General features: G+C 62.7%; 29 protein-coding genes. 10 read left to right on the top strand and 19 right to left on the bottom strand.

Annotation, left to right across the window (positions count from 1 at the left end; genetic code table 11):
• Positions 1–9: 9 nt before the first annotated feature.
• Entirely contained in the window at positions 10–2106 is a 2097-nt protein-coding gene (gene pta / locus IFT98_RS10465) for a phosphate acetyltransferase (RefSeq protein ID WP_192048497.1), read from the bottom strand.
• Positions 2107–2332: 226 nt separating this feature from the next.
• On the opposite strand from pta, the gene IFT98_RS10460 reads away from it, so the two are divergent.
• The gene (locus IFT98_RS10460) at positions 2333–2818 is read left to right on the top strand and encodes an FKBP-type peptidyl-prolyl cis-trans isomerase (RefSeq protein ID WP_043192958.1); all 486 of its coding nucleotides are present in this window, start codon (positions 2333–2335) and stop codon (positions 2816–2818) included.
• 225 nt (positions 2819–3043) lie between these two features.
• On the opposite strand, the gene IFT98_RS10455 is transcribed toward IFT98_RS10460, so the two are convergent.
• The 3 genes from IFT98_RS10455 to cysZ all read right to left on the bottom strand — a co-directional run bounded on the left by IFT98_RS10455 (position 3044) and on the right by cysZ (position 6292).
• Positions 3044–4231 (bottom strand): glycosyltransferase family 4 protein, encoded by a 1188-nt coding sequence (locus IFT98_RS10455; RefSeq protein ID WP_197976630.1) that lies wholly within the window; start codon positions 4229–4231, stop codon positions 3044–3046.
• A 367-nt stretch (positions 4232–4598) separates the two neighbouring features.
• Entirely contained in the window at positions 4599–5309 is a 711-nt protein-coding gene (aqpZ, locus tag IFT98_RS10450) for an aquaporin Z (protein WP_192048495.1), read from the bottom strand.
• Between the two features lie 254 nt (positions 5310–5563).
• On the bottom strand, positions 5564–6292 hold the full coding sequence (gene cysZ / locus IFT98_RS10445; RefSeq protein ID WP_192048493.1) for a sulfate transporter CysZ: 729 nt from the start codon (positions 6290–6292) through the stop codon (positions 5564–5566).
• A 233-nt stretch (positions 6293–6525) separates the two neighbouring features.
• On the opposite strand from cysZ, the gene IFT98_RS10440 reads away from it, so the two are divergent.
• Together IFT98_RS10440 and trxB are read left to right on the top strand one after the other, a co-directional pair.
• Positions 6526–7125, top strand: coding sequence for a peroxiredoxin (locus IFT98_RS10440; RefSeq protein WP_122715196.1), 600 nt, complete (start codon positions 6526–6528; stop codon positions 7123–7125).
• A gap of 134 nt (positions 7126–7259) precedes the next feature.
• Complete coding sequence (gene trxB, locus IFT98_RS10435; RefSeq protein ID WP_122475169.1) at positions 7260–8222, top strand: thioredoxin-disulfide reductase; 963 nt, start codon at positions 7260–7262, stop codon at positions 8220–8222.
• Positions 8223–8388: 166 nt separating this feature from the next.
• Here trxB and IFT98_RS10430 read toward each other — a convergent pair whose 3' ends face one another.
• The 5 genes from IFT98_RS10430 to IFT98_RS10410 all read right to left on the bottom strand — a co-directional run bounded on the left by IFT98_RS10430 (position 8389) and on the right by IFT98_RS10410 (position 10813).
• On the bottom strand, positions 8389–8730 hold the full coding sequence (locus IFT98_RS10430; protein WP_192048491.1) for a HopJ type III effector protein: 342 nt from the start codon (positions 8728–8730) through the stop codon (positions 8389–8391).
• Positions 8723–9019 carry a DUF1244 domain-containing protein gene (locus IFT98_RS10425; protein WP_049861226.1) on the bottom strand — a complete coding sequence of 99 codons (297 nt, stop codon included), beginning with the start codon at positions 9017–9019 and terminating at the stop codon, positions 8723–8725. Before IFT98_RS10425 ends, IFT98_RS10430 begins: the two co-directional genes overlap by 8 nt.
• A gap of 27 nt (positions 9020–9046) precedes the next feature.
• Positions 9047–9418, bottom strand: coding sequence for a dihydroneopterin triphosphate 2'-epimerase (folX, locus tag IFT98_RS10420; RefSeq protein ID WP_049861227.1), 372 nt, complete (start codon positions 9416–9418; stop codon positions 9047–9049).
• 59 nt (positions 9419–9477) lie between these two features.
• Positions 9478–10179 (bottom strand): dihydromonapterin reductase, encoded by a 702-nt coding sequence (gene folM, locus IFT98_RS10415; protein WP_192048489.1) that lies wholly within the window; start codon positions 10177–10179, stop codon positions 9478–9480.
• 67 nt (positions 10180–10246) lie between these two features.
• Entirely contained in the window at positions 10247–10813 is a 567-nt protein-coding gene (locus tag IFT98_RS10410; protein WP_192048487.1) for an antibiotic biosynthesis monooxygenase, read from the bottom strand.
• A 206-nt stretch (positions 10814–11019) separates the two neighbouring features.
• On the opposite strand from IFT98_RS10410, the gene IFT98_RS10405 reads away from it, so the two are divergent.
• Positions 11020–11967, top strand: a complete 948-nt coding sequence (locus IFT98_RS10405) for a MerR family transcriptional regulator (protein WP_192048485.1) — start codon at positions 11020–11022, stop codon at positions 11965–11967.
• 9 nt (positions 11968–11976) lie between these two features.
• Here the strand turns inward: IFT98_RS10405 and IFT98_RS10400 are convergent, their stop codons facing one another.
• A complete protein-coding gene (locus tag IFT98_RS10400; RefSeq protein WP_192048483.1) occupies positions 11977–12582 on the bottom strand; it encodes a hypothetical protein in 606 nt (201 codons plus the stop codon).
• Positions 12583–12639: 57 nt separating this feature from the next.
• Positions 12640–13107 carry a PAS domain-containing protein gene (locus IFT98_RS10395; protein WP_192048481.1) on the bottom strand — a complete coding sequence of 156 codons (468 nt, stop codon included), beginning with the start codon at positions 13105–13107 and terminating at the stop codon, positions 12640–12642.
• Between the two features lie 134 nt (positions 13108–13241).
• On the opposite strand from IFT98_RS10395, the gene IFT98_RS10390 reads away from it, so the two are divergent.
• The gene (locus IFT98_RS10390) at positions 13242–13694 is read left to right on the top strand and encodes a flavodoxin (protein WP_192048479.1); all 453 of its coding nucleotides are present in this window, start codon (positions 13242–13244) and stop codon (positions 13692–13694) included.
• Positions 13695–13697: 3 nt separating this feature from the next.
• On the opposite strand, the gene IFT98_RS10385 is transcribed toward IFT98_RS10390, so the two are convergent.
• A complete protein-coding gene (locus IFT98_RS10385; RefSeq protein ID WP_122795305.1) occupies positions 13698–13973 on the bottom strand; it encodes a YebG family protein in 276 nt (91 codons plus the stop codon).
• Positions 13974–14198: 225 nt separating this feature from the next.
• Here IFT98_RS10385 and IFT98_RS10380 point away from each other — a divergent pair, with 225 nt between their 5' ends.
• The gene (locus IFT98_RS10380) at positions 14199–14639 is read left to right on the top strand and encodes a phosphate-starvation-inducible protein PsiE (protein ID WP_122795304.1); all 441 of its coding nucleotides are present in this window, start codon (positions 14199–14201) and stop codon (positions 14637–14639) included.
• A 13-nt stretch (positions 14640–14652) separates the two neighbouring features.
• Here IFT98_RS10380 and IFT98_RS10375 read toward each other — a convergent pair whose 3' ends face one another.
• From IFT98_RS10375 to IFT98_RS10355, 5 genes are all read right to left on the bottom strand, one after another.
• Positions 14653–14991 (bottom strand): DUF3509 domain-containing protein, encoded by a 339-nt coding sequence (locus IFT98_RS10375; RefSeq protein ID WP_192048477.1) that lies wholly within the window; start codon positions 14989–14991, stop codon positions 14653–14655.
• 219 nt (positions 14992–15210) lie between these two features.
• Complete coding sequence (locus tag IFT98_RS10370) at positions 15211–15621, bottom strand: HPF/RaiA family ribosome-associated protein (RefSeq protein WP_122795302.1); 411 nt, start codon at positions 15619–15621, stop codon at positions 15211–15213.
• Positions 15622–15860: 239 nt separating this feature from the next.
• Complete coding sequence (gene fecA / locus IFT98_RS10365; RefSeq protein ID WP_192048475.1) at positions 15861–18221, bottom strand: TonB-dependent Fe(3+) dicitrate receptor FecA; 2361 nt, start codon at positions 18219–18221, stop codon at positions 15861–15863.
• A gap of 106 nt (positions 18222–18327) precedes the next feature.
• On the bottom strand, positions 18328–19281 hold the full coding sequence (locus tag IFT98_RS10360) for a FecR domain-containing protein (RefSeq protein WP_192048473.1): 954 nt from the start codon (positions 19279–19281) through the stop codon (positions 18328–18330).
• Positions 19278–19781 carry a sigma-70 family RNA polymerase sigma factor gene (locus IFT98_RS10355; RefSeq protein WP_446730828.1) on the bottom strand — a complete coding sequence of 168 codons (504 nt, stop codon included), beginning with the start codon at positions 19779–19781 and terminating at the stop codon, positions 19278–19280. Before IFT98_RS10355 ends, IFT98_RS10360 begins: the two co-directional genes overlap by 4 nt.
• Before the next feature lie 212 nt (positions 19782–19993).
• Here IFT98_RS10355 and IFT98_RS10350 point away from each other — a divergent pair, with 212 nt between their 5' ends.
• From IFT98_RS10350 to IFT98_RS10340, 3 genes are read left to right on the top strand one after another with little or no spacing between them, the layout of a single operon-like run.
• Positions 19994–20299 (top strand): DUF3649 domain-containing protein, encoded by a 306-nt coding sequence (locus tag IFT98_RS10350; RefSeq protein ID WP_192048471.1) that lies wholly within the window; start codon positions 19994–19996, stop codon positions 20297–20299.
• Positions 20296–21867, top strand: coding sequence for a PepSY domain-containing protein (locus tag IFT98_RS10345; protein ID WP_192048469.1), 1572 nt, complete (start codon positions 20296–20298; stop codon positions 21865–21867). Before IFT98_RS10350 ends, IFT98_RS10345 begins: the two co-directional genes overlap by 4 nt.
• Positions 21867–22193, top strand: a complete 327-nt coding sequence (locus tag IFT98_RS10340) for a DUF3325 domain-containing protein (RefSeq protein WP_192048468.1) — start codon at positions 21867–21869, stop codon at positions 22191–22193. The genes IFT98_RS10345 and IFT98_RS10340 overlap by 1 nt, the downstream gene beginning before the upstream one ends.
• A 24-nt stretch (positions 22194–22217) precedes the next feature.
• Here IFT98_RS10340 and IFT98_RS10335 read toward each other — a convergent pair whose 3' ends face one another.
• The gene (locus tag IFT98_RS10335) at positions 22218–23090 is read right to left on the bottom strand and encodes a helix-turn-helix domain-containing protein (RefSeq protein ID WP_192048466.1); all 873 of its coding nucleotides are present in this window, start codon (positions 23088–23090) and stop codon (positions 22218–22220) included.
• Between the two features lie 133 nt (positions 23091–23223).
• Here IFT98_RS10335 and IFT98_RS10330 point away from each other — a divergent pair, with 133 nt between their 5' ends.
• Entirely contained in the window at positions 23224–24174 is a 951-nt protein-coding gene (locus IFT98_RS10330; protein WP_192048464.1) for a DMT family transporter, read from the top strand.
• On the opposite strand, the gene IFT98_RS10325 is transcribed toward IFT98_RS10330, so the two are convergent.
• Positions 24164–25138 (bottom strand): 2-hydroxyacid dehydrogenase, encoded by a 975-nt coding sequence (locus tag IFT98_RS10325; protein WP_192048462.1) that lies wholly within the window; start codon positions 25136–25138, stop codon positions 24164–24166. The genes IFT98_RS10330 and IFT98_RS10325 overlap by 11 nt on opposite strands.
• Positions 25139–25159 lie beyond the last annotated feature (21 nt).

Genomic DNA, 25159 nt, shown 5'->3' with positions numbered 1-25159 from the left:
GGACGGGTCCTAAAGGTCGATGGTGCGGTTGGCCTGGATGGCGGTCAGGGCAATGGTGTAGACGATGTCGTCGACCTGAGCGCCACGCGGGAGGTCGTTGACCGGTTTGCGCAGCCCTTGCAGCATCGGCCCCAGGCTCACGCAATCGGCGCTGCGCTGGACCGCCTTGTACGTGGTGTTGCCGGTGTTCAGGTCGGGAAACACGAACACCGTCGCGCGGCCGGCGACCCGGCTGTCCGGGGCCAGCTGGCGCGCCACGTTTTCATTGGCGGCCGCGTCGTATTGCAGCGGGCCGTCGATCAGCAGGTCGCGCTGGATCTCCTGGGCCAGCTGGGTGGCCTCACGCACCTTCTCGACTTCTTCGCCACTGGCCGAGTTGCCACTCGAATAGCTGATCATCGCCACCCGCGCGGCAATGCCGAAGGCTTCGGCGGAGTCGGCGCTCTGCAGGGCGATTTCTGCCAGTTCTGCAGCGCTGGGGTGCGGGTTCATCACGCAGTCGCCATACACCAGCACCTGATCGGGGAACAGCATGAAGAACACCGAGGACACCAGGCTGCAGCCGGGCGCGGTCTTGATCAACTGCAGGGCCGGGCGGATGGTGTTGGCGGTGGAATGGACGATGCCCGACACCAGGCCATCCACTTCATCCAGGGCCAGCATCATGGTGCCGATCACCACGTTGTCTTCCAGCTGCTGCTCGGCCATGGGCGCGTTCAGGCTTTTGCTCTTGCGCAGCGCAACCATCGGCTCCACGTACCGACCGCGGATCAGGTCGGGATCAAGGATCTCCAGCCCGTCGGGCAGTGCGATGCCATGGGCGCTGGCAACCGCCTGCACCTCGGCCGGCTTGGCCAGCAGCACGCAGCGTGCAATGCCGCGCGTCTGGCAGATGGCGGCCGCCTGGATGGTCAAGGGGTCGTGACCTTCGGGCAGCACGATGCGCTTGTCGGCCTGTTGCGCGCGCTGGATCAACTGATAACGGAACACCGCCGGTGACAGCCGCAGTTCGCGCGGGGTGCCGCAGCGCTGGTGCAACCACTGGGCATCCAGATGGCCGGCGACGAAATCGGTGATGATCTCCGCACGTTCGCGGTCATCAATCGGAATTTCCTTGTTCAGCTGGTTCAGGCGTGTGGCAGTGTCGTAGGAGCCCGTGCTCACCGACAGCACCGGCAGGCCAGCCTGCAAGGCGCCCCGACACAGCTCGAGAATGCGTGGGTCGGGCAGCGTATCGCTGGTCAGCAGCAGCCCGGCCAGGGGCATGCCGTTCATGGCGGCCAGGCTCACTGCCAGGATGATGTCGTCGCGGTCGCCCGGGGTAACTACCAGAACCCCCGGCTTGAGCAGCTGCACGGTATTGAGCACCGTCCGCGCGCAGATGATGATCTTGTTCATCCGCCGCTGTTCGTAGTCACCGGCGTTGATCACCTGGGCGCCGAGCAGTTCGGCCACGTCACGCGTGCGGGGTGCGTTCAGGTCGGCTTGATAGGGAATGCAGCCGAGCAGGCGAAAATCGCCGCCACGCAGCAGGGGCGAGTGTTCCTTGAGGCGGGCGGCGAAGACGTCCATGCCTTCATCGGTACGCACCTTGTTGAGGATGACGCCCAGCACCTTCGGATCACGTGGGCCACCGAACAACTGCGCCTGCAGCTCGACCCGGCCGGAAAGCTCGGCGAGCACTTCGTTCTCGGCACTCGAGACCAGAATCACATCGGCATCCAGGCTTTTCGCCAGGTGCTGGTTGACCCTGGCGGCATAGCTGGCGTGGCGGGTGGGCACCATGCCTTCGACGATGACCACATCGTTGCCCAGGCAAGCCTGCTGGTACAGCGTCAGGATCTCTTCAAGCAACTCGTCGAGCTGGCCATCGCCCAGCATGCGTTCCACATGGGCCAGGCCCAGGGGCTTGGGTGGTTGCAGGCCATGGGTACGGGCCACCAGTTCGGTCGAGCGCTCCGGGCCCTGATCGCCGGGGTGTGGCTGGGCAATGGGCTTGAGGAAGCCGACCTTCAGGCCGGCGCGTTCCAGGGTCCGCACCAGCCCCAGGCTGATGGAGGTCAGGCCGACGCCAAAATCGGTCGGCGCGATGAAAAATGTTTGCATGCGAGCTTCTCGGGTGAGCTTCGGGCTGCACGCTACAAGCATCACGCCACGGCCCGCAAGTAGAAACGAATCGCGCCGTGGGCAGTCATAACCTCAAGATGCGTGCAGAAGGCCCAAAGGCCGCGCGCATTGTGTCCGGTCGACCACTGGCCGAGTGGGTTCGCTTTCAAGCCAACCCTTGGTTACACTTGGTCGTTCTACATTCTTATGCAAAAGGTCTTACCTCATGCTGATCGCCGCCAACAAGGCTGTCTCCATCGAATACACCCTGACCAATGACGCCGGTGAGGTTATCGACAGCTCCGCCGGCGGCGCGCCGCTGGTCTATCTGCAGGGCGCTGGTAACATCATCCCCGGCCTGGAAAAGGCCCTGGACGGCAAGCAGGTCGGCGACGACCTGGACGTGGCCATCGAGCCTGAAGATGCCTATGGCGAGTACGCGGCCGAGCTGGTCAGCACCTTGTCGCGCAGCATGTTCGAAGGCGTCGACGAGCTGGAAGTGGGCATGCAGTTCCACGCTTCCGCGCCAGATGGCCAGATGCAGATCGTGACCATCCGCGATCTGGATGGCGACGACGTCACCGTCGACGGCAATCACCCGTTGGCCGGTCAGCGCCTGCACTTCAAGGTCAAGGTCGTCGACATCCGCGACGCCAGCCAGGAAGAAATCGCCCACGGCCACGTGCACGGCGAGGGTGGTCATCACCACTGATCTGGGCAAGGCGCTCTTGCGAGCGGCCAGGCGCAGATGCAAAAAAGGGGCACGTCAGCGACGTGCCCTTTTTTTTGCCCCACCACATCGCTACCTCAGCAGGAGCGGTCAGCGGCCGCGAAGGGTTGATGCGTTATCTGCTGGCACTGCGCGGCGCGCTTTTCGCGGCCACGGACCGCTCCCACACTGATCAGGCTCATGGGCGCGAATCATCGGTGGGAGCGGTCATTGGCCGCGAAGAGGCGCCGCGGTGTTAGCGAGATCCGCAGAAGACCTCAGGTAGCACGCACTCGTCAGTTGCTTCTCGAACTGCTCGACAATGGCCTCCCAGCCCTGACGGTTGGCATGTCGACGCGCATTGAGACGAACCCGCCGCAGGTTTTCCTGGTTTTCCAGCAGCCAGCCCGCCGCGTCGAGAAACGCCGCCTCGTCGCCCGGCATGGCCAGCGCGCCGCTGTGCCCGTGGCGAATATGCTGCGCGGCGGCGGCCTCATCGTAGGCCACCACGGCCAGCCCTGATGCCTGCGCTTCCAGCACCACATTGCCGAAGGTTTCAGTGAGGCTGGGAAAGACGAAGATATCACCGCTGGCATAGTGTTCAGCCAGTACCTCGCCGCGCAATGCCCCGCAGAATATCGCCTCCGGCATCTTCTGCTGCAGGTTGCCTCGCCGCCCGCCGTCACCTACCACGATCAACTTCATCACCCGCTGCGGATGCAACGCCTGCAGATGGCTGAAGGTACGCGCGAGCAGGTCCAGATTCTTTTCCCATGCCAGGCGTCCGACATGGATCACCGCCAGGTCACCCTCCGCCAGCCCCCAGCGTTGGCGCAACTCGGCACTGCGCCGCGCAGGATGGAACAGCTGAGCATCGACGCCACGCGCCAGTAGCTGCAACCGCTCGAAGCCACGTCGCTGCAACTCGAGGCGTTGGCCGTGGCTGGGCACCAGGGTCATCTGCGTACGGTTGTGGAACCAGCGCAGATAATGCGTCACCACCCGCGTCAACAGCCCCAACCCGCTGTGTGCGGCGTATTGCTGGAAGTTGGTATGAAAACCGCTGACCACCGCGATACCCAGCATCCGTGCCGCGCGCAGTGCGCTCAAGCCCAAAGGCCCCGGCGTGGCGACATACACCACGTCGGGTCGCCTTGATCGCCAGTGCCGCACCAGCCGCCGCCTGGACGACTCGCCCCACTGCAGCCCCGGATACCCGGGAATCGGCCAGCCGCGACACAGCATCACATCGTCAGCCAGGCGTGTGTCCTGCGCCTGTCGCGGCCGCACCACATCCACTCGGTGTCCGCGACCGCGCAACCCTTCGCACAGATATTCGAGCGTACTGGCGACCCCGTTGATCTCGGGAGCGAAGGTTTCGGTAACCAGGGTGATATGCAAAGAGGGAGCTGTCATCAGCTCATGTTCGAAGCCATGTATTGCACAGGTGTGGCGCTTTCATGAGGTTTTTATGACTTCAAGTTTCCAGTCGAACAATATCTCGCGCAATTCTTGCCATGGATGTTGAGGCTCGCAGCTGTCATTCCGGCATTTCGCCATATGATTCGAATTGAAAGGCTGAGAAGATGTTGAATACGTCTGCAGGCCCCCGCATTCCACACAGAAGATTTCACGCTCTCGGATGTGCCACGATACATGCCAGTGTTTCAATCGTTTATCAGCGGAAAGAGTCGGAATCATCACAGCCTCGCGATGGTTGCAATTACGACGTGGGAGCAAGTTCACGGTTGCCTGGCAAAGTTTCATGAACAACCTGCCAGGCCTACACATGAGCAGGAATCTTCAGATCATTTTTTTCGCCCATCGCCCGCCCGACCCATCCACCCAGCAACCCACCGACCACGGGGGCAAGCCAGAACAGCCACAGTTGCGCGATATAAGGCCCGCCGGCGAACAAGGCTGGCCCGGTACTTCGTGCAGGGTTGACAGAGGTGTTGGTGATGGGGATGGACACAAGATGGATGAGCGTCAGGGCAAGGCCGATGGCCAGTGGAGCAAAGCCTGCCGGCGCATTGGTGCTGGTGACCTTCATGATGATCAGCAAAAAGAAGAATGTCAGCAAGGCTTCGGCGAACAGGCAGGAAGCCAGGGAATAGTTGCCGGGACTCAAATCGCCGTACCCGTTCGCGGCGAATCCGCCCGTTTCGAACAGGGGCGCTCCGGAGGCAATCGTATAGAGCGCTGCGGCCGCGGCGACAGCGCCGACAACCTGGGCCACCACGTAGGGCATGACTTCACTGGGTGAGATCCGCCCGCCCGCCCATAGCCCGATGGTAACGGCAGGATTGAAATGTCCCCCCGAAATGGGGCCTACGGCATAGGCCATGGTGAGGACGGTCAAACCAAAAGCCAGCGATACGCCAGCAAATCCGATCCCCAGTTCTGGAAATTTGGCAGCGAATATTGCGCTTCCACAACCGCCGAACACCAACCAGAATGTGCCGAGAAACTCCGCTGCCAATTTCCGATTCATAGTTGTATTGCTCCAGTATTTCAAGGTGATAGTTTCAAATCAACCCGACTACTGGAATGCACAGGTTACATCTTCAAGAAGCGATGTAAGGTCTTTTGGTATGGCTTGACCAACGGCGGTGTGGGGTGAAGCTGGCGAGAGTTGAAGAATGTTTCTTTACGAAAGTCGCTGCCGTGAAAGCGCTTGGGTAGAAAGAGAATAGTAGATGTCGGACTGGTCGCAGTCATTAACGACCAGTGGTTCTACCGCAAAGGCTATTGTCGCTCACGCACCCAGAACAATGTCGCGCCTGCCACCGCTGCCGGCATCATCAAAACGTTTACCCCCGGGATCAGCAGTGCCAGGTAAACGATGCCGCCGAAACTGAGGCTGCGCCAGCGCTTCTGGCGCAGCCAGGCGAGCATGTCCTGCCAACTCATCTTGTGGTTGTCGGCAGGGTAGTCGATGTACTGGATAGCCATCATCCAGATCCCGAACAGCAACCACAGAGGGGCGGCAATGATATTGAGCATCGGGATGAACGACAGCACGAACAGTGCCAGTGCGCGCGGCAGGAAATAGCCGAGCTTGCGCGCTTCGCGGGCCAGCGTGCGCGGGATCATTTCGAACAGTTCGGTCCAGCGGAAGGCGGGGAAATCGTCCTTGCCCCGCGCCACCACTTCGACCTTCTCGGAGAGAAACCCGTTGAAAGGAGCGGCGATGATGTTGGCCAGCATGGTGAAGCTGAAGAACACCATGAACGCTACGAGCACGGCGAACAGCGGCCAGAGTATGAAGCTGAGGAAACCCAGCCAGCTGGGCAGGCTCTGGATGAGGTGGTCGACCCACCCGCTGAACAGGTGGCCGGCGAAGTAGATCAGGCCCACGAACAGCACCAGGTTGATGCTCAATGGCAGCAACACGAACAAGCGCAGCCCAGGAGACAAGACCATTTTCAGGCCCTCGCGCAAGTATTGCGGGCCGGACAGTGCAGGGACAGGCATGGATAACTCCGAGACAGGGGAAACGTGCCGACAGTACCGGCTTTGCCGACGCTCGGGAACCACGGCAATGGCCGGTAACAACCTTGCGTGCTCTGCACGAATGGGCCGTTCGCGGATAGACGAGGGCTATGGGTTGGATTGCCAAAGGGTATTTCCCTAATCGGGCCCACCTCGTTAAGCTTGGGCACATCGAATTTCAACCCTTTCCCATCTTCGCTTCCAAGGAGTTCTTCATGAGCATTCTGGTCAACCGCCAAGCCCCTGACTTCGACGCCGCTGCCGTACTGGGCGACGGCTCGATCGTCGACAGCTTCCAGTTGTCTTCCCTGCGTGGCAAGTATGTGGTGCTGTTCTTCTGGCCGCTCGACTTCACCTTCGTGTGCCCATCGGAAATCATCGCCCACAACAATCGTATCGCCAAGTTCCGCGAGCTGGGTGTCGAAGTGGTCGGGGTGTCCATCGACTCGCAGTTCACTCACCACGCCTGGCGTAGCACGCCGGTGGAGAAGGGCGGCATCGGTGAAGTCGAATTCACCATGGTCGCCGACGTGAAACACGAGATTGTCCGCGCCTACGGTGTCGAGCACGAAGACGGCGTTGCCCTGCGTGCCTCGTTCCTGATCGACCAGCAAGGCGTCGTGCAGCACCAGGTGGTGAACAACCTGCCGCTGGGCCGCGATGTCGACGACATGGTGCGTCTGGTCGAAGCGCTGCAGTTCACCGAACAGCACGGTGAAGTCTGCCCTGCTGGCTGGCGTCCAGGCCAGAAAGGCATGAAGGCCGATGCCCAGGGCGTCGCCGACTACCTGGCTGGAAATGCCAAGAGCCTGTAAGCGCTGACCCTGCCTGGATTTCACGGGCAAATTTCTGGGCTGGCGGCGTTGAACCTTCCCCAAGGTGCCTTGCCAGTCCTTTTTATTCCAGCCGCACCGGATCGGCGCCAACGTCCGGCAGTCAGGAGTTAGTCATGTCTCAAACTCGTCATTCCCGCGTGATCATCCTGGGCTCCGGCCCTGCCGGTTACAGCGCTGCCGTGTACGCTGCGCGCGCCAACCTCAAGCCACTGTTGATCACCGGCATGCAGGCAGGCGGTCAGCTGACCACCACCACCGAAGTCGACAACTGGCCGGGCGACCCCCATGGCCTGACCGGCCCGGCCTTGATGGAGCGCATGCGCGAGCACGCCGAACGCTTTGAAACCGAAATCGTTTTCGACCACATCAATGCCGTGGACCTCGCCGCCCAGCCGTTCACCCTGACGGGTGACAGCGCCACCTACACCTGCGACGCGCTGATCATCGCCACCGGTGCCAGTGCTCGCTACCTGGGCCTGCCGTCGGAAGAGGCGTTCATGGGCAAGGGCGTTTCGGCCTGTGCGACGTGCGATGGCTTTTTCTATCGCAACCGCGAAGTCGCGGTGGTGGGTGGCGGCAACACGGCGGTCGAAGAGGCGCTGTACCTGGCCAACATCGCCAGCAAGGTGACCTTGGTCCACCGTCGCGATACCTTCCGCGCCGAGAAGATCCTGATCGACAAGCTGCACGCCCGCGTGGCCGAAGGCAAGATCGAGCTCAAGCTCAATGCCACGCTGGAAGAGGTGCTGGGCGACAATATGGGCGTGACCGGTGCGCGCTTGCGCAACAACGATGGCATTGCCGAAGAGCTGAAGGTCGATGGCGTGTTCATCGCGATCGGTCACACCCCGAACACTTCGCTGTTCGACGGTCAGCTGGCTCTGAAAGACGGCTACATGGTGGTTCAGGGCGGGCGTGAAGGCAATGCCACCGCGACCAGCGTCGAGGGCGTATTCGCTGCCGGCGACGTGGCTGACCATGTCTACCGCCAGGCAATTACCTCGGCCGGCGCCGGCTGCATGGCGGCGCTGGATGTGGAGCGCTACCTGGACGGTCTGGCCAACGCTTCGTTCTGATCCAGAACCGCAGCGCGGCTTTCGCGGGTAGAACCCGCTCCCACAGGGTGTTGTACTCCCAGTGAAGGACACTGTCCCTGTGGGAACGGGTTCTACCCGCGAAGAGGCCCCAAAGCCGGGCACAAAAAAACCGACCCCTGCAGGTCGGTTTTTTCATGCCTGCCCGTTAGCCCCGACGGGTCAGCGGCAGTTGGGAAAACTTCACCCCTGCCAACCCATGCGCCATCAGATTGCGGATATTACCGTGGTCACTGCCCTCGGGCGTCGCCACCACCGAACGGTAGTGCTCGCCAAACGCCAGCAGCGCCTCTTCATCGCTCAAACCTTCCAGCAGTGCCAGGCCCAAGGTCTTGCAGGACCCTTCGTTCTGCCCTGCAGCATTGTCCAGAGCGCCGTTGCTGAATGCCTGTGGTTCATAGGCATAGTGCTCGGCGACGAAAGCCAGCGTCGCGGCGAACGGATGTTCACCGCTGGCCAGACTGGCGCGCAGCGCGTTTACATCACGCATTGGGCGTCCCCTTGGCAAAGGCCGCCTGCTGTTCGGCGCTGGCTTCCTGCTGGTATTGCGCCTTCCACTGCGCATAGGGCATGCCGTAGACGACTTCGCGGGCCTCATCGAGGCTGACCTCGACCTGCTGCTCGTCGGCAGCTGCCTTGTACCATTTGGACAGGCAGTTGCGGCAGAACCCGGCCAGGTTCATCAAGTCGATGTTCTGCACGTCCTTGCGTTCGTCCAGGTGCTTGACCAGACGGCGGAAAGCCGCTGCTTCCAATTCCAGGCGTTGTTGTTCGTTCATGTCGTTCTCCTGCTGAGCGGCAACCGGTCAGCGGCTGCCGGCGAGGGTGATCGAAACCGATTCGGCGAAGCGCAGTGCGTGGGGCTTGTCGACTTCCACTTCGGCGTAGCGCACGGCGGTGTTCTGCATGACCAGATCGAGAATCTCCTGGGTCAGGCGTTCGAGCAGGGCAAAACGGTTGCCCTCCACGTGTTGGATCACCGCCTTGGTGATGGTGCGGTAGTTCAGGGCATGCTCGATATCGTTGTCGCGCACCGCTTCGAGCGCCGGATACAGCACGGTGAGGTTGATCAACACGTCCTGCTTGTTGACGATTTCGTCTTCGTTGATACCGATGAAGGTGCGCAAGCGCAGGTCCTTGACCCGGATGCGTGCCATTCCTGGCTGCAGTGGTGCCATCGTTGTGTGCTCCGCAGAATGTTCGGGGCCAGCGTCGTGCCGAACCGACGCAGGCATGCCTATTTTACGTGTCTGCCGCCGTTGACGGTCAAGGTCGTGCCCGTCACGTAGGGGTTTTCCAGCAGGTAGCGCAGGCTCTGGTAGATGACCTCGGCACCCGGCTCGATGCCCAGCGCCGACTTGGCCAGCGATTTGTAGCGGTAATCGGCATCGTCATCCGGGTTGAACAGGATCAGCGCCGGGGCAATCCCGTTCACTTTGATCGCCGGCGCGAACCGCGCCGCGAACGACAGCGTGAGGTTGTCCAGTCCCGCCTTGCTCGCGCAATAGGCCATGTGCTTGGCGCTGCCCTTGCGCGTTACGTCATCGCTGATGTGTACGATGTCGGCAGGTTTCGACGCGCGCAGCAGGTCGGCGCAGTGCAGGTTGATCAGATAGGGCGCCAGCATGTGCACGTTGACCATCTGCTGGAACGCGGCGGCCTCGTCTCCGGCAGTGTCCGCGATCCAGGCCGAGGCATTGTGCACGATGGCGCGCAGCTGGGTGGTCTGCGCCTTGAGTGCGTCGATGAAGGCCAGGATGCCGGCTTCACTGGCGAAGTCGGCATGGATGGTCACCGCGCCCATCTCGCGCAGGTGCGCAACGGTTTCGCGCTCCTGGCGATAGCTGATGATGACCGGTTGGCCTTCGCCCAGCAGGCGTTCGGCACAGTGCAGGCCGATGCGCTGGCTGGCGCCGGTAATGAGGATCGGGTGAGGCATGGGGCGAGCTCTTCGTCGGCAGGTTGCTGCGCCGATTTATATCACAAAGCGCAGCAGGTCCGGCCGTTCACGCCACCTTGGCCTTGGGCAACGGCGCCCGGTTCGGCGTGGCGTGCAACCAGCTACGCAGCAGGCGCGTCGACAGCGGAATGAAAAAGAACACCATGATCGGGGTCAGGGCCAGGGTACTGAGCAGGACCCTGGGCACCAGGCTGATCTCGTTCAGCACGTGGCCGAACAGGAAGTTGAAGATCAACGACACCGGAAAGAACGCCAGCCAGATGGCCACCGCCTGTTTCCAGCGCGGCGGGCGCTGCAGGCCACTGTCGCCAAACCAGCCTTCGGTGCCGCTGACGCGGTGCACGTGTGGCTGGGCGAACAGTTCACTGCCACGGCTCAGCCAGGAGCGGCGGGAGGCGGAATGCTCCCATGCATGCAGCGTGGTTTCATCGGCAAAACGGAAGATGATCTGGAATTCGTCGTCGCCCGGCGCGGGGGCCAGAACGCCTGAGCCCAGGTAACCTGGAAAATCGGTGGCCAGTTGCTCGCCCTCATGCAGCCAGGCGATCAGGTCCTGATATTTGCCATCGGCCACGCGGCGCGCAACCATCAGGGTAACGGGGGAGGTAGACATTGTGTATCTCCGGGCAGTCTGGTGCTCCGGGTAGGAGCCTCCATCGAATGCGGCGCCGGGGTGATGGGCCGCATTTGAAATCAAGCAAGTATTATTCCCGAAAACCGCCCGGTGCACATCTACCGTCCGTTGGATCATCCGCAAACCTCAACGCGCTGGCAGCGGTTACACTGTGCGCTCCTGTTCCTGGCGGCGGTTGACTAGCAATGAGCGAATCCGGCACCCGATTGCCTGGCCTGCAAGACCACGCGCTGGACGAGCTGTACCCCATTCGCGAGGTAGCCCGGTTGACCGGGATCAACCCGGTGACGCTGCGCGCGTGGGAGCGCCGCTATGGTCTGGTGCAGCCTACCCGCACCGAAAGTGGGCACCGCTTGTACTCGCTGGCCGATATCGAGGAGGTGCGCAGCATCCTGGGCTGGATAGAGCGGGGCGTTGCGGTGAGCAAGGTCGGCAAGATCCTGGCCCGTACCCAGCAGGCCAGAACTGCGCTGCCTGGGCCCTGCAACGAACACGGTGAATGGCAGCAGTGGCAGGAGCGGATCCGCCAGTGCGTGCGTGAGTTTGCCGAGGTCCGGCTCGATCAGGTCTACGGCCAGGTGTTTTCCAGCTACCCGCTGGCCGTGGTATTCGAACAGGTACTGATGCCGGTCTGGCAAGAGCTGCTGGTGCATCAGGGCCACTTTGGCCAGGCCAGTGAATGGTTGTTCCTCGACACCTTTCTGCGTGCCCGCACGCTGCAACGGCTGCGCCTGGCCTCCGATCAGGGCCAGGACAACCGGGTATTGCTGGTCGCCATACCAGAGCAGTGCCGGGAGCTCGAACTTCAGGTCACAGGCCTGTTGCTGGGCGCACCGCAAGTCGAAGTGCAACTGCTCGGTCTGGGTCAGCCGCTCGAAGAGCTCAGTCTGGTTTGTGAAAAACTCGCGCCCCAGGCTGTGGTGCTGTTCTCCAATCGCCCACCGTTGCCGGCGCTGCCAAGGCAGTTGGCCAGACTGAACAACGCCCTGAATTGCCCGCTGCTGTTGGCCGGTGAGTTGTCCGAAATGATGCAGGAAGGCCTGCGATCCACCGAGATTGCCTGCCTGGGCAGTGATGGACGTTTGATGCAACGTCGTCTGCAGCAATACCTGGCCGGGCATCTGGACAGCTGATCCGGCGCATTACAGGTGCGGTTGCGGATGCACCAGTTGGTGGTGCAACACAATGAACTGGCGCAGGGATTCAATCGCCTTGGCGTTGTTCTGGCTGAGCCGGTAGGCAAACAAGCCGGGTTCGGCCTCGCGAATCATCGAGCCGCGCAACGGGATCGGTGCGCAGCCATCGGGGGTGAACCACAGCTGAAATTGCGCGGGCGCCTGTGCACCATGGCGAACCTCGAGCAAGGCACCCTTGAAGGAAATGTCACGGACCCAAAGGTCGCTGTCATGGCCTTCGCCGTCGCGCAGCACAATCGGCTGTGCCAGGCTCAGACGCCACGGGCGCAGCATCGGTCCGTCCTCGTAAATGCTGGGCGCACCGAGCTCCAGGTGCGGCGCCTGGAACTCGTCTTCCACGACCTGCAGTGGAAAGCTGATCTGCTGGTTTTCCAGGTGTGCCTCGATGGTGACCTGTTCATGGGAGGCCAGGCGCATCAGCAGATCGCGAACCTGCGGTCCACCCTTGATCGACAGGTTGAGCAGGGTATCGCGCACATTGAGCTGCGGGTTGGCCTGCATCGCCCGCAGAAACTCCAGTTCGTCCTGGGTCAGCAATACATCAGGCGGCATGGCGTGCACTCGCGGCAAGGGGTGACTCAAAGCAAGATTGGAAAAAGGCCATGCCGGTCACACCGTACCCGGCTGCGCAGGGCTTTCGAGTTCGACGATGCGCTGTTGCAGCGCCACCACCTGCTGCTCGAGCGCGACGATGCGCTGCTGCGCTTCGACCTCGCTGCTGACATCCTTCTGAATTCCGATGTAGTACATCAGTTGGTCGCTGTCGTTGTGCACCGGAGTGATCGACAGCTCGTTCCAGAAAAAGCTGCCGTCCTTGCGGTGGTTGCGCAGCACCTCGCGGCATGCCAGGCCCTGGTCGATCGCCTCGCGCACGCGCTGTCGCGCAGGCTGGTCACGGTCGTCACCCTGCAGCAGGCGGCAGTCTTGGTAGAGCATTTCCAGCGACGTATAGCCGGTCATGCGCTCGAACGCCGGATTGACGTAGATGAGGATGTTGTCCTCGCCTTCCTGTTCGGCGACGACGATGCCGTCGTTGGACGCATCGATCACCAGTTGCAGCAGCTTCGCATTGATCATGTCAGGGTTCCCTAGCGTGCAGCGTAGTCTAATTCATACAGGCTGCAGGAGGGATCCCAGTACGTCAGATCCTGCCTTTCAATGCGCGATCGGGCTGGTAAGATCAGCGCTTTCAACGGTCCGAGACAGTCATCATGAAAGTTGCCATCCTCAGCGGTTCGGTCTATGGCGCGGCCGAGGAAGTCGCCCGGCATGCCGAGAAGCTGCTAAAGCGGCAGGATATCCAGGCCTGGCACAACCCGCGGGCCACTCTGCAGGACGTGCTGGCATTCGCACCCGAGGCGCTCCTGGCGGTGACGTCGACCACCGGCATGGGCGAGCTGCCGGACAACATCATGGCGCTGTATGCTCAGTTGCGGGATGAACTGCCGGCGGCGTTGCGTGGCCTGCCCGGTGGTGTGATCGCGCTGGGTGATTCCAGCTACGACACCTATTGCGGCGGCGGCGAGCAGTTGCGCGAGCTGTTCGCAGAGCTGGGCGTGCACGAGGTGCAGGAGATGCTGCGCCTGGACGCCAGCGAAAGCGTCACCCCGGAAACCGACGCAGAGCCCTGGCTGGCCGAGTTCGTGCAAGCGCTGCAGGCCTGACGATCAGGCCTGCTCGGCGGAGTCGTCCGTAGCTGTGAGCAACTCGTTCAGGGCATCGGGCTGGCTCTTGAATGCCTTGGCGAAGATATCGCGGTTTTTCGCCATGTAGATACCGGCGTCTTCGACCTGCTTGTCATCGAGTGACGGCACGGCTTTTTTCAGCACGTCCGCCAACAATTCGGCCAGCTCGAGCATTTTGTCGTGACGATCGGCTTCAGCTTTGTCCATAAACAGGCGCTCCAGATCTCGGCTGCTGCGGTATACCACTTCGACGGCCATTGACCACCTCATTTGCCCAGGGAATGGTTTCAGTATAACTACTGTTCGTTTATACAGTGCAAAGCATAAGGCAAATCAGCGGGCTTGAACAGAGGTGCCGACGAGGTGCCCTGCGACAGTCTGGCTGCTTCTCACCAGCCATGCCTGGCCCTTATGCTGCATGCCCTGAACGAGCATAGGCGTTCAGGCGCATCTCACCATCGGTTGGCAAAAGGAATACAGGCAATGAAATGGGCCGAAAAGCTTCGCGGGAGCCTGCACGCCCAGGCCGACTCGCTGGGCAATCTGTGCGTTGAGGCGTTCCACTATCTGGCGCTGTTCGGCATTGGCGCCATTACCGCCTGGGCGGCCGTCAGCGCTTTTCTGGGGATGGTAGAGAAGGGCAGCGTCAGCGTGGATGACATCCTGCTGCTGTTCATCTATCTGGAGCTGGGGGCGATGGTGGGGATCTATTTCAAGACCAACCACATGCCCATCCGCTTTCTGCTGTACGTGGCAATCACCGCCTTGACTCGCCTGCTGATCGGCGACGTCTCGCACCACAATGCACCGGATCTGGGCATCATCTACCTGTGCGGTGGCATCCTGCTCCTAGCTTTCGCTATTCTGGTGGTGCGCTATGGGTCTTCGCGCTATCCATCGGTAAAGGAGAAGTCCGACAACTGAGCCGCACGGCGGCTCATTGCAGGCTGGCGGCGACCGGTGAGGTGTGCGCGGCACTGGCGTGAAGGGCCTGCTTGCCGGCCAGCTTCTCGACGTTGCCGGCATCGGTCATCGCCGCGAGGATTTGCATGGCGCTGCCACCTTGCTCGATGGCCATGCCGAACTGAATGCTTTCGATCAGCCGACGCATGCGCTTGGGGTCGTTGCGCTGTTCGGCCGTGATCACGCGCTTGGCGGCAACGCCGCGTTCGTTGGACAGGGTCAGCATGATGCTGCCATCCAGGCGCTGGATGCTCAGGTTGACGCGGTATTCAGGTTGGAACGCATCGCTCAGGGCTTGGAATGGATTATCCATGATGTACTACCTGCAATAGTCGAACTTCGTTAATGGACTAGGCGATTAGTTACTGGTTCAAGACCGCTGGTCGGCGCCGCGTTTCATCTTTTGCTGTATGTAACTGCCGCCTTACTTCGTCGCAGTTGATGTAGCAATCGCCGTGCCCGGAGTGAAAAACTTATTCGCAGGCAATAAAAAAGGCGAGCCCAAGGCTCGCCTTCTTCCACGTTGCAGGGCTCAGGACTTGCTGTTGAGCACCTGTTCGTTTTCCAGAAACTCTTCTTCGAGCAAGGCTTCGTTCGGGCCATCGGGAATGGTTTGCGGGTTGGCTGCACGCTTGTTGCGCAACCTGCCGAACATGTGCTCTAAAGCGTGGCTGAGCTTCTCGGCAGCGCCATCGACCGCCAGATCCAAGGTTTCCGCCTTGTGCGTTACGGAAATGGGCTGGTGACCTTTGGGGCGCGCTTCCATCTGGCAGCGCATATCGTCGGGCCCGGATTTCTGGCCGTTTTCGTCGGCGAGGTGGACCTCAACGCGAGTCAGATCCTCCTGGTAGTGCTCGACTGCGTTTTCCACCACGGTGCGCACCCACTCCTGCAGGCGGGCATCGCCTTGAATATGGTTATCGCTATTGACCTGGATCTGCATAGTTCATCCCTTATTCGGCTTGCTAGCTAGAGATTCGATGACGCTGATATTCATCGCCTCTTGAAGTACAAGGTTAGGGAGTTGAAGACACAATTCAACCCCTCGGCGAAGATAAATATTCAGTAACTTTTTCGAACTTTTTCTAAATAAGTGCCGAACCCGCCACTGTCCCATGCAGACTCGCGGCGTACGACCCGCTGCCACCGGGGTTCACCGGCGGCAGGAGCGCGCTGCCAGCGTCAGAATGCGACGGAGGTCTGCACGTAGATCGTGCGCGGCTCGCCCACGTATTTGCCCTTGTTGTTGTCGTCGAAGGAGCGGGTGTAATACTGGCGATTGAAGATGTTCTTCACCCCCACCGCGACGTTCAAGTCGGACAATTGCGGGCCGAAGTCGTAGCCGGCGCGGCTGCTGAAGAGCATGTAGCCGGGGATGCGTCCGGTGCTGCCATCGGCGCTTTCGGCCTGGGTGTTGGCGTTGTCGGCGAACTGGCTGCTCTGGTAGCTGCTGTCCAGGTCGAGCTTCCACGGGCCTTGGGTGTAACCGACGCCCAGGGTGCCCTTGTGGCGTGACGAGAACGGCACGCGGTTGCCTTTGTTCGGGCCGTCTTCGCGGATGGTGGCATCGACGAACGCGTAGCTGGCGTGAACGTCGAAACCGGCCAGGGCCGGGCTCAAACCGTCCAGTGCGTAGTTGATGCTGGTCTCGATACCCTGATGGCGAGTCTCGCCGCGAGCGATCACCGTGTCGTTGGTCTGGTTGCTGTCGTACTGGTTGTCGAAGTTGATCAGGAATGCACCGATTTCCGCGCGCAGATTACCGTTGTCGTAACGCGTCCCCAGCTCCCAGGTCCGGGCCTTTTCCGGCTTCACTTCGCCGCCGGTCACACGGTTGGGCATCTGGCTGTACTGCACACTGCCGAACGAGCCTTCGGTGTTGGCGTACAGGTTCCAGTTCTCGTTGACGTGGTAGAGCACGTTCAGGGCCGGCAATGCGGTGGTGTAGTCACCCTGGTATTTGACGTTGGTGAGGTTGTTGGTCTGCTGCGAGTCGATCATCTCGTAGCGGATGCCGGGCGTGAACGTCCAGCGGCCGATATCGATGCGGTCGTCGATATAGAAGGCGTGGGCCTGGGTGCCGCCACGGGTGTCACGGTCGTTGCGGCTGTCGGTGCTGGGCAGCTGCTGATTGGCGCTGATTGGTGTGCGGTAGCGCAGCTCATGGCCCGCCTCGCTGATGTAGCGGTAGCCCACGCTCATTTCGTGCTGTGTCTGGCCCAGGTCGAAGCCCTGGGAGAAACGCGTCTCCACACCACGCACCCAGTACTCGCGGGGCGACAGGGAGAGAAAGTTACCCTGGTCCAGATAGCCACTGCGCAAGGTCTTGGTGAAGAAGGTGTTGGCGGTGAATTCGCGGCGATCTTCCTGGTAGCGGTAGCCGAAGTTGACCATGGTGCGGCGCCCCCAGAACTTGTCGTAGCGGCGGGTCGACTGATAGGGGTCGGCCTTGTAGTCGGCTGCGCTCAGGCCACCAGGCATGTCGGCCTCGCCTTCGTAGTACTGCGCCTGAGCGTTGAGGCTGTTGGCTTCGTCGATCTGGTACTTGCCTTTGAGAATCAGGTCGTCGATCTGGGTATCGCTGTGTTCGCGCCAGTCGCCGCCGCGCACACCGGAATAGAGCAGGGCGCCGCCCAGACCGTTGTCGGCCGTGCCGCCCGCCAGCAGGTTGCCGGTGGTCTTGAAGCCATCCTGGCTCGAAGAAGGGCTGGCCTGGGTCTGCAAGCCGCCCTTGACGGTAGGTGCATCGGGAATGGCGCGGGTCACGAAGTTGACGATGCCGCCGACGTTCTGCGGGCCGTAGCGCACTGCGCCGCCGCCGCGCACCACGTCCACGGCGTCCATGTTGCCCAGGCTGACCGGTGCGAACGACAACTGCGGCTGGCCATAGGGCGCGAACGGCACCGGGATGCCGTCCATCAGCACCGTGGAACGGGTCGCCAGCCGTGGGTTGAGCCCACGGATGCCGAAGTTCATCGCCATGTCATGGCTGCCTGTGCCGTTGTTCTGTGGCGCATTGACACCTGGAATGCGATTCAGGACATCGCGTGCGCTGGTGGCGCCAGTGCGTTCGAAGTCTTCGCGGCGCACCACGTCGCGGGCGCCGGCGTGCTCGAACACGTTGGTCTGCTCGGCGGCGCCGAGCCAGTCGCCGACGACGCTCGAGGCACCCAGCTCCACGGCAGCACCGGCGCTGCCAGGCTGCGCGACGGGTGTGGCTTCCAGGCTGTAGGCGCCATCGCCCAGCGGCTGAGCCTGCAGGCCGGTCCCTTCAAGCAGTACCGCCAGAGCCTGTTCGACACTGTAGGTGCCTTGCAGGCCGGGGCTGGGCTGGTCCGCCAGGGTGGTCGAGCCGAATGAAATCAGTACACCTGCCTCGCGGCCGAACTGGTTGACTGCGCTTTCGACCGACGCGGGCGCGATGTGGTACTCGCGGGTAGAGCCCTCGGCGGCCATGGCGTGCGGCAGTTGCGCCACGCTCACGGCAGTGCCGAGCAACAGACAGCGCAGAGCGCGAGCGAGTGGGGTGGGCAGGTTGGACATTCGGCGTTTCCAGGCAGGATGTAGGGGGAGTTACCCTGTCTGTCACGCGAGCAAGGCAAAACGGCTCAGAGAGCGTGCAAATAAATTTTTGCCAAGTCTGGGATGGCTAGGCACGCGATTGCACCGTGACCCAATAGCGGGTGAAGCGCCGGACTTTCACTGGCAGTGCCGCCTCCAGTGAATCGAGAATTTTCTCGGTATCGCCCAGGGGGAAACTGCCGGAGAGCAACAGATTGGCCGCGCGGGCGTCGCAGTCCAGCTGGCCGCGGCGATAACGGCCGACTTCGGCCAGGAAGTCGCCCAGGCGCATGTGTGCGGCGATCAGCATGCCGTCGACCCAGGCGCCACTGTTGGCGTCCAGTGGTCGCGGCGGATTGAAACGCTGGCGTTCGAACTCGAGCTGCTGGCCGTCGGCCAGACGCTGCGGCTCACCGTGCAGCCCGGCGGCCTGAAGGGTGACGGCGCCCTGCAGCGCCTGCACCTGGGTGCTGCCCGGCTTCTGGCGAACGTTGACCTGGCCCCGGCCAGCGGTGATCAGCCCTTGGTCGGTGCTGATGAGCAGGGGCCGAGCATCGGCACCCGCCGTGAGCATGATCTCGCCTTCGAGCAGGTGAATCAGGCGCTGACCCGCATCGAAGCGCACGTCCACGGCGCTGGTGGTGTTGAGGTGGATCCGGCTGCCATCGTCCAGCTGCAGTTGACGGCGCTGGCCCAGCGGGCTGCGGTAGTCGGCCACCAACGGCGGCAGCCAATGCTGTTGTCGCAGGGCCAGGGTGGTTGCACCGGCCATTCCCAGCAGCAACAGCGCCTTGAGTGCGCGTCGGCGGCCAGGCGAGTGGGGTGCCCCCACCGTAGCCTGCGCCAGGGAAGCGGGCAGGCCGGCGAACTGCTGATTGACCTTCTGGATGTGATCCCAGGCGCGCCGGTGTTCGCCGTCGGCCTGCAGCCAGCGCTGCCAGGCTTGCTGCTGGCGCGGGTCGAGCGGGCCTTGTTGCAGCTCAAGCAGCCAGTGCACCGCCTGTTCGGCCACTTGCGGGGAAAAACTGCGGGCTTCGTTCACAGCGCGAAATAGCAGCGCAAGGCTGCCTTGTGCAGATGACGCTTGACCGTGGCCAGGGAAACACCGAGTTCGCTGGCGATTTCGCGGTAGCCCAAGCCATCGACCTGTGCCATCAGGAACGCACGCTTGACCGCGACCGGCAGACCCTCGAGGAGTGCATCCAGCTCGAGCAGGGTCTGCAGGATGATCGCCCGATGTTCTTCGCAAGGTGCAAGGGGCTCGGGCATCTGGCTCAAGGCCTCCAGATACGCGCGTTCCAGATCCTGGCGACGGTAGTGGTTGCACAGCACGCGCTTGGCCACTGTGGTGAGAAACGCCCGCGGTTCACGGATGGGCGCTACCTCGCGCGCGGTCAGCAGGCGCATGAAGGTGTCCTGGGCCAGGTCGGCGGCATTGTCCGGGCAGCCCAGGCGGCTGCGCAGCCACTCGGTCAGCCAGCGGCGATGGACGAGGTAGAGGCCCTCGACCGAATGCGAGGCAGGGGAAGTCACAGCGGTCACCGCGAACACTCCGGCGCCATGGGGTGCGCAGCAGAATAAGAATTGTTCGTATCTTACGGGCGAGCCGTCGTTTGGGCAAGGTCGACAGGCGTTCCAGCGTCGGCAAATGATGTTGCAGTGCACGATAAACAGCGACGGTCTTTGCGCATGAGAATATTTATCATTATTATCAGCACGATTGAGTGCCGCGTTCGGACGTTTGAAGGTCTTTCATGAGAAGCAGAATCGGCGGGGTGCCTGCCTCGTATCGTTGGGCGGTGGCCTCTCGCATCGTGGCGGCCGTGTTTGGCGGCTACGTGCTGGCGGCACTTGCAAGCGTGTGCATCGCCTGGCTGCTGCCCATGGCGCGCGGCGAGGCCGTGGTCAGCGCCATGATGCTGTCGTTCCTGGTGTATCTGGTGGCCGTGCTCTGGTGTTTCGCTTCGCACAGCGCCGGCCGGGCCTGGTTGGGCCTGGCCATACCGGGGCTGGTACTGGCCGCGCTGGCGGGCCTTCTGCACTGGCAGCACCTGCCGTGAGAGAAGGCTTTCGCCAGGCGATGGCGTGGCTGCATACCTGGGCAGGGCTGGTGTTCGGCTGGCTGCTGTTTGCCATCTTCCTGACCGGAACACTGTCCTATTTCAAGGACGAAATCAGCCACTGGGCACAGCCCGAAGTACCGGTGCGTGCGCTCGACGCGCGGGCCAGCCTGGCGCAGGCGCAGACCTATCTGCAAGCCAACGCCGGGCAATCGTCGCGCTGGTTCATCAGCCTGCCGGACGCGCGCGAGCCAGCGCTTTCGGTCATGTGGCAGGATCCCAAGAAGAGCGGGCGCGGCAGCTTCACCCGCCATACCCTGGACCCACAGACCGGGCAGCGAATCGAGGCACGCGACAGCCGCGGCGGCGACTTCTTCTACCGCTTCCACTACCAGCTGCAAATGGGCTACCCCTGGGGCCGCTGGCTGAGCAGCCTGGCGGCGATGGTCATGCTGGTGACGCTGGTCACCGGCATCATCACCCACAAGAAGATCTTCAAGGAATTCTTCACCTTCCGTCCCGGCAAGGGCACGCGCTCCTGGCTCGATGGCCACAACGCGGTCGGCGTGCTGGTGCTGCCTTTTCACCTGATGATCACCTACAGCAGCCTGGTGATCTTCATGACCATGCTCATGCCGGCAAGCATCAACAGCCGCTACGATGGCGATGCCCAGGCTTTCTTCAGCGAGATCTATCCAGGCAACCAGCAGGTCGCCGCCGGGCAGCCCGCGCCGCTGGCGAATCTGGGTGCGCTGTACGACCGTGCGCTGCAGCAATGGCCCGAAGGCAGCATCGGCCGGGTGTCGGTGCAGGTGCCGGGCGATGCCAACGCCCAGGTGCAGTTCAGTCGGCATGACGGCGATACCGTGAGCCGCGACCTTGGCGCGGCCATCACCTTCGCCGGCACCACGGGCGCCGTGCTCGAACGGCCGCGCGAAAGCTCCATGCCGATTGTCGTTGCGGGCACGTTCTATGGGTTGCACATGGGGCTGTTCGCCGGGCCCGTGCTGCGCTGGCTGTATTTCTTCTGCGGCCTGGCCAGTACCTTGCTGATCGCTACGGGCCTGGTCATGTGGCTGGGCAAGCGTCAGCTCAAGCATGCCCGCAGCGGTGTGCGGCCCTTCGAGCTGCGTCTGGTGGAAGTGTTGAACGTGGCCGGCATGGCCGGGCTGGTGCTGGCGGTGGCAGGCTTCATGTGGGCTAACCGGCTGCTGCCGGCGACCTATCCGGAGCGTGCCGGCATCGAGGTAGACACCTTCTTCGTCGTGTGGCTGTTGAGCATCGTGCACGCCGCTGTGCGCAGTGGCAGCAAGGCCTGGACCGAGCAGTTGGGCCTGGCGGCGATTACCTTGGCAGGCGTGCCGGTGCTCGGTCTGCTGACGACCGACCACGGCCTGCCGGCGTCCATCGCCGCTGGCGACTGGGTGGTGGCAGGCGTCGACCTCAGCGCGCTGGGGTGCGGCCTGGTGCTGGCCTGGATGGTCACGAAGATACGCCGCCGCTCAGTGCTGGCGGCGTTGCCAGTGGCGCGCGCACCGCGTGCGGTCACGCCAAGCGAGGTGCATTGATGTTGGCTGCAGGTTTGCTCAGTTATGCCGGCTTCAGTGCCCTGTGCCTGGCCATGGAACGCCATCATCAGGAAATGCTCGGGCATCGACCCAGCCCTTCGCGCAAGGTGCAATTGCGCATGGCGGGCTGGGCCCTGCTGGCCTTGTCGCTGTGGGTCTCGGTGCTCAGCGCTGGCTGGGCCATGGGGCTGGTACGCTGGACCGCAGTGTTGATGGGCAGCGCGGTATTTCTGGTGTGGCTGTTGCCGTACCGGCCACGCTGGGCTCTGGTATTGGCCGCATTCGGCCTGCTGTTGGGGCCGTTGGCGGCCGTGGCCCGCTGGTAGCGCGAGCCCGCCGCCAGCCTGCCGTCAGGTGCAAGCCAGGCGATATTCGCCTGGGGATACGGCACTTGCCTGGCGAAACCGATTACTGAAGTGGCTGGCGCTGGCGAACCCGCACGCCAGGCCCACCTCGCCCAAGGGTAGTTGCGTCTGGCGCAACAGCGAGCGGGCGCGGGCGATCCGCCGAGCCAGCACGTACTGATGCGGCGGCAAGCCAAAGCTTGTGCGAAACATCCGCGCGAAGTGGTACTCCGACAAGCTGCACAAGGCCGCCAGTTGGCCAAGGCTCAGAGGTTCGGCCAATTGCACCTCGATGAAGTCGCGAAGCAGGCGCCGCTGATGAGCTGCAAGCCCACCTTTGAGGCGCAGCTGCGGACGCGCGACCGCTTGGCTGAGCAGGGCGTGAGCAAGCATCTCGTGGGCCAGGCTGCTGGTCAGCACGCGCTCCCCCGGTTCGTTCCAGTTCAAGGTGATCAGACGAGCGAAGCGCCGCGCCTGTGCCGGGTCTTCGAGGAAGGTATTCTCGCGCAACTGCATTTCCCGGGGCTCACGGTCGAGCAGCGTCACGCAGCCCAGCGCAAACTGCTCGGCGCTGAAATAGAGATGGGCCAGGCGGATGTCACCGTTGATGACCCAGGCCGATTCATGGCCGGCCGGCAGGATGCACTGCTTGCCGGGCGCACCTTTCTCCCACGGTCGATCGCGGCGAAAGGTACCCGTGCCGCCGCCGATGTAGCACGACAGAGTGTGATGGGTCGGCGCCTGATACTCCTGGGCATCGTGGTGATTGCTCCACAACGCCGCCACCATCGAGTCGCCCAGGTCGGCGTTGTGCTCGAGGCGCGCGTGGCGCGAGTTGTGCAGCGCCTGAAACACTTGCAGGTCCAGCAAAGCAGTCATGGTCGATACCTCCGTGGCCATGGTACTGCGTCGCGGGAAAGCTGCCAGTGCAGCGGCAGAAAAAGCGCAAGTTTGTGCAAGCCGGGATCGGCCGCCGCTCGGACAATGTGCCCCTGACCCCGGAGGCCTTGTCATGAACCTATCGCTGTATCTGCTGACCGTACTGATCTGGGGAACGACCTGGATCGCCCTCAAGCTGCAACTGGGCGTGGTCGAGATTCCCGTGTCGATCGTCTACCGGTTCGGCCTCGCCGCGCTGGTGCTGTTCGTGATCCTGCTGGCCACCCGACGACTGCAGGCCATGGGACGGCGCGGTCACCTCATCTGCCTGGCCCAGGGGCTGTGCCTGTTCTGCGTGAATTTCATGTGTTTCCTCACCGCCAGCCAGTGGGTACCGACCGGGTTGATCGCCGTGGTGTTTTCCACGGCAACCTTGTGGAATGCACTCAACGCGCGGATCTTTCTGGGCCAACGGATCACGGCCAGCGTGATCGGCGCAGGTGGTCTGGGCCTGCTTGGCCTGGGCCTGCTGTTCTGGCCGGAGCTGGCCGGCCATGATGCCAGCCCGCAGACCCTGCTCGGCCTGGGCCTGGCGCTGCTGGGCACCTTGTGTTTCTCGGCAGGCAACATGCTCTCCAGCGTGCAGCAGAAAGCCGGGCTGAGGCCGCTGACCACCAATGCCTGGGGCATGCTCTACGGAGCCCTGCTGTTGAGTGCTTACTGCCTGCTGCGCGGCACGCCGTTCAGCATGGACTGGAGCGTGCGCTACGTCGGCTCGCTGCTGTACCTGGTGATACCCGGCTCGGTGATCGGCTTCACCGCCTACCTGACCCTGGTGGGCCGCATGGGCCCCGAGCGCGCCGCTTACTGCACGGTGCTGTTCCCGGTGGTGGCGTTGAATGTCTCGGCGTATGCCGAAGGGTACCAATGGACCGCACCGGCCCTGGGCGGGCTGGTACTGGTGATGCTCGGCAACGTGCTGGTGTTTCGCAAGGGCGCCAGGTCGGCAGCGTCCCCGTCGACCGGGTCGTCGGGAGCGCTGCCGGTGCCGGGCAGCACGGCGCTGGTTCGCCCTAGCCCTTGAACGCCTGCGGGTTGACCAGATCCTGAGGGCGTTTGCCGAGCAGCGCCGCCGTCAGGTTGTCGATGGCGCGATAAGCCATGGCATCGCGGGTCTGCGCCGTGGCCGAGCCGATGTGCGGCAACGTCACGACGTTGCCGAGTTGGAACAACGGTGATTCGGCCAGCGGCTCCTTCTCGTAGACATCCAGGCCGGCGCCGCGCAAGGTGCCGTCGCGCAGCGCCTGCACCAGCGCCGCTTCATCGACCACCGGCCCGCGCGAGATATTCACCAGAATGGCGCTCTTCTTCATTTGTGCCAGTTCGGCGGTGCCGATCATGTGGCGTGTCTTGTCGCTGAGCGGCACCACCAGACAGACGAAATCTGCTTCCGCCAGCAGTTGCTTCAGGCTGCGAAACTGCGCACCCAATTCCTGCTCCAGTTCAGGCTTGCGGCTGTTGCCGCTGTACAGGATGGGCATGTCGAAGCCCAGCCGACCGCGGCGTGCCACGGCCGCACCGATATTGCCCAGGCCGACGATGCCCAAGGTCTTGCCGTACACATCGGTGCCGAACTGGTCGGGACCGACGCTGGCTTTCCAGTTGCCGGCCTTGGTCCAGGCGTCGAGTTCGGCCACGCGGCGGGCACTGCTCATGATCAGTGCGAAGGCCAGGTCCGCAGTGCTTTGGGTGAGTACGTCAGGGGTGTTGGTGAGCATGATGCCGCGCTCGTCGAGGTAGCTGACGTCGTAGTTGTCGTAGCCCACCGACACGCTGGAAACCACCTCCAGGTTGGCGGCGTCGGCCAGTTGCTTGCGGCCCAACGGCCGTCCGGCGCCGATCAGGCCGTGGGCCTTGGGCAGGGCCTCGTTGAACTGGGCGGCGATGTCACCTGCCTTTGGGTTGGGCACGATGACGTCGAAATGCGCTTCGAGCCGCTCGACCATGGCAGGGGTGATACGGCTGAACGCGAGGACGGTTTTTTTCATTGGGCGTGTGCTCGTCGGGAG

It is taken from the genome of Pseudomonas sp. CFBP 8770 (assembly GCF_014841705.1).
Lineage (GTDB): Bacteria > Pseudomonadota > Gammaproteobacteria > Pseudomonadales > Pseudomonadaceae > Aquipseudomonas.
The sequence above is the reverse complement of the archived record's forward strand: the minus strand, read 5'-3'. Positions and strand labels throughout refer to the sequence as shown.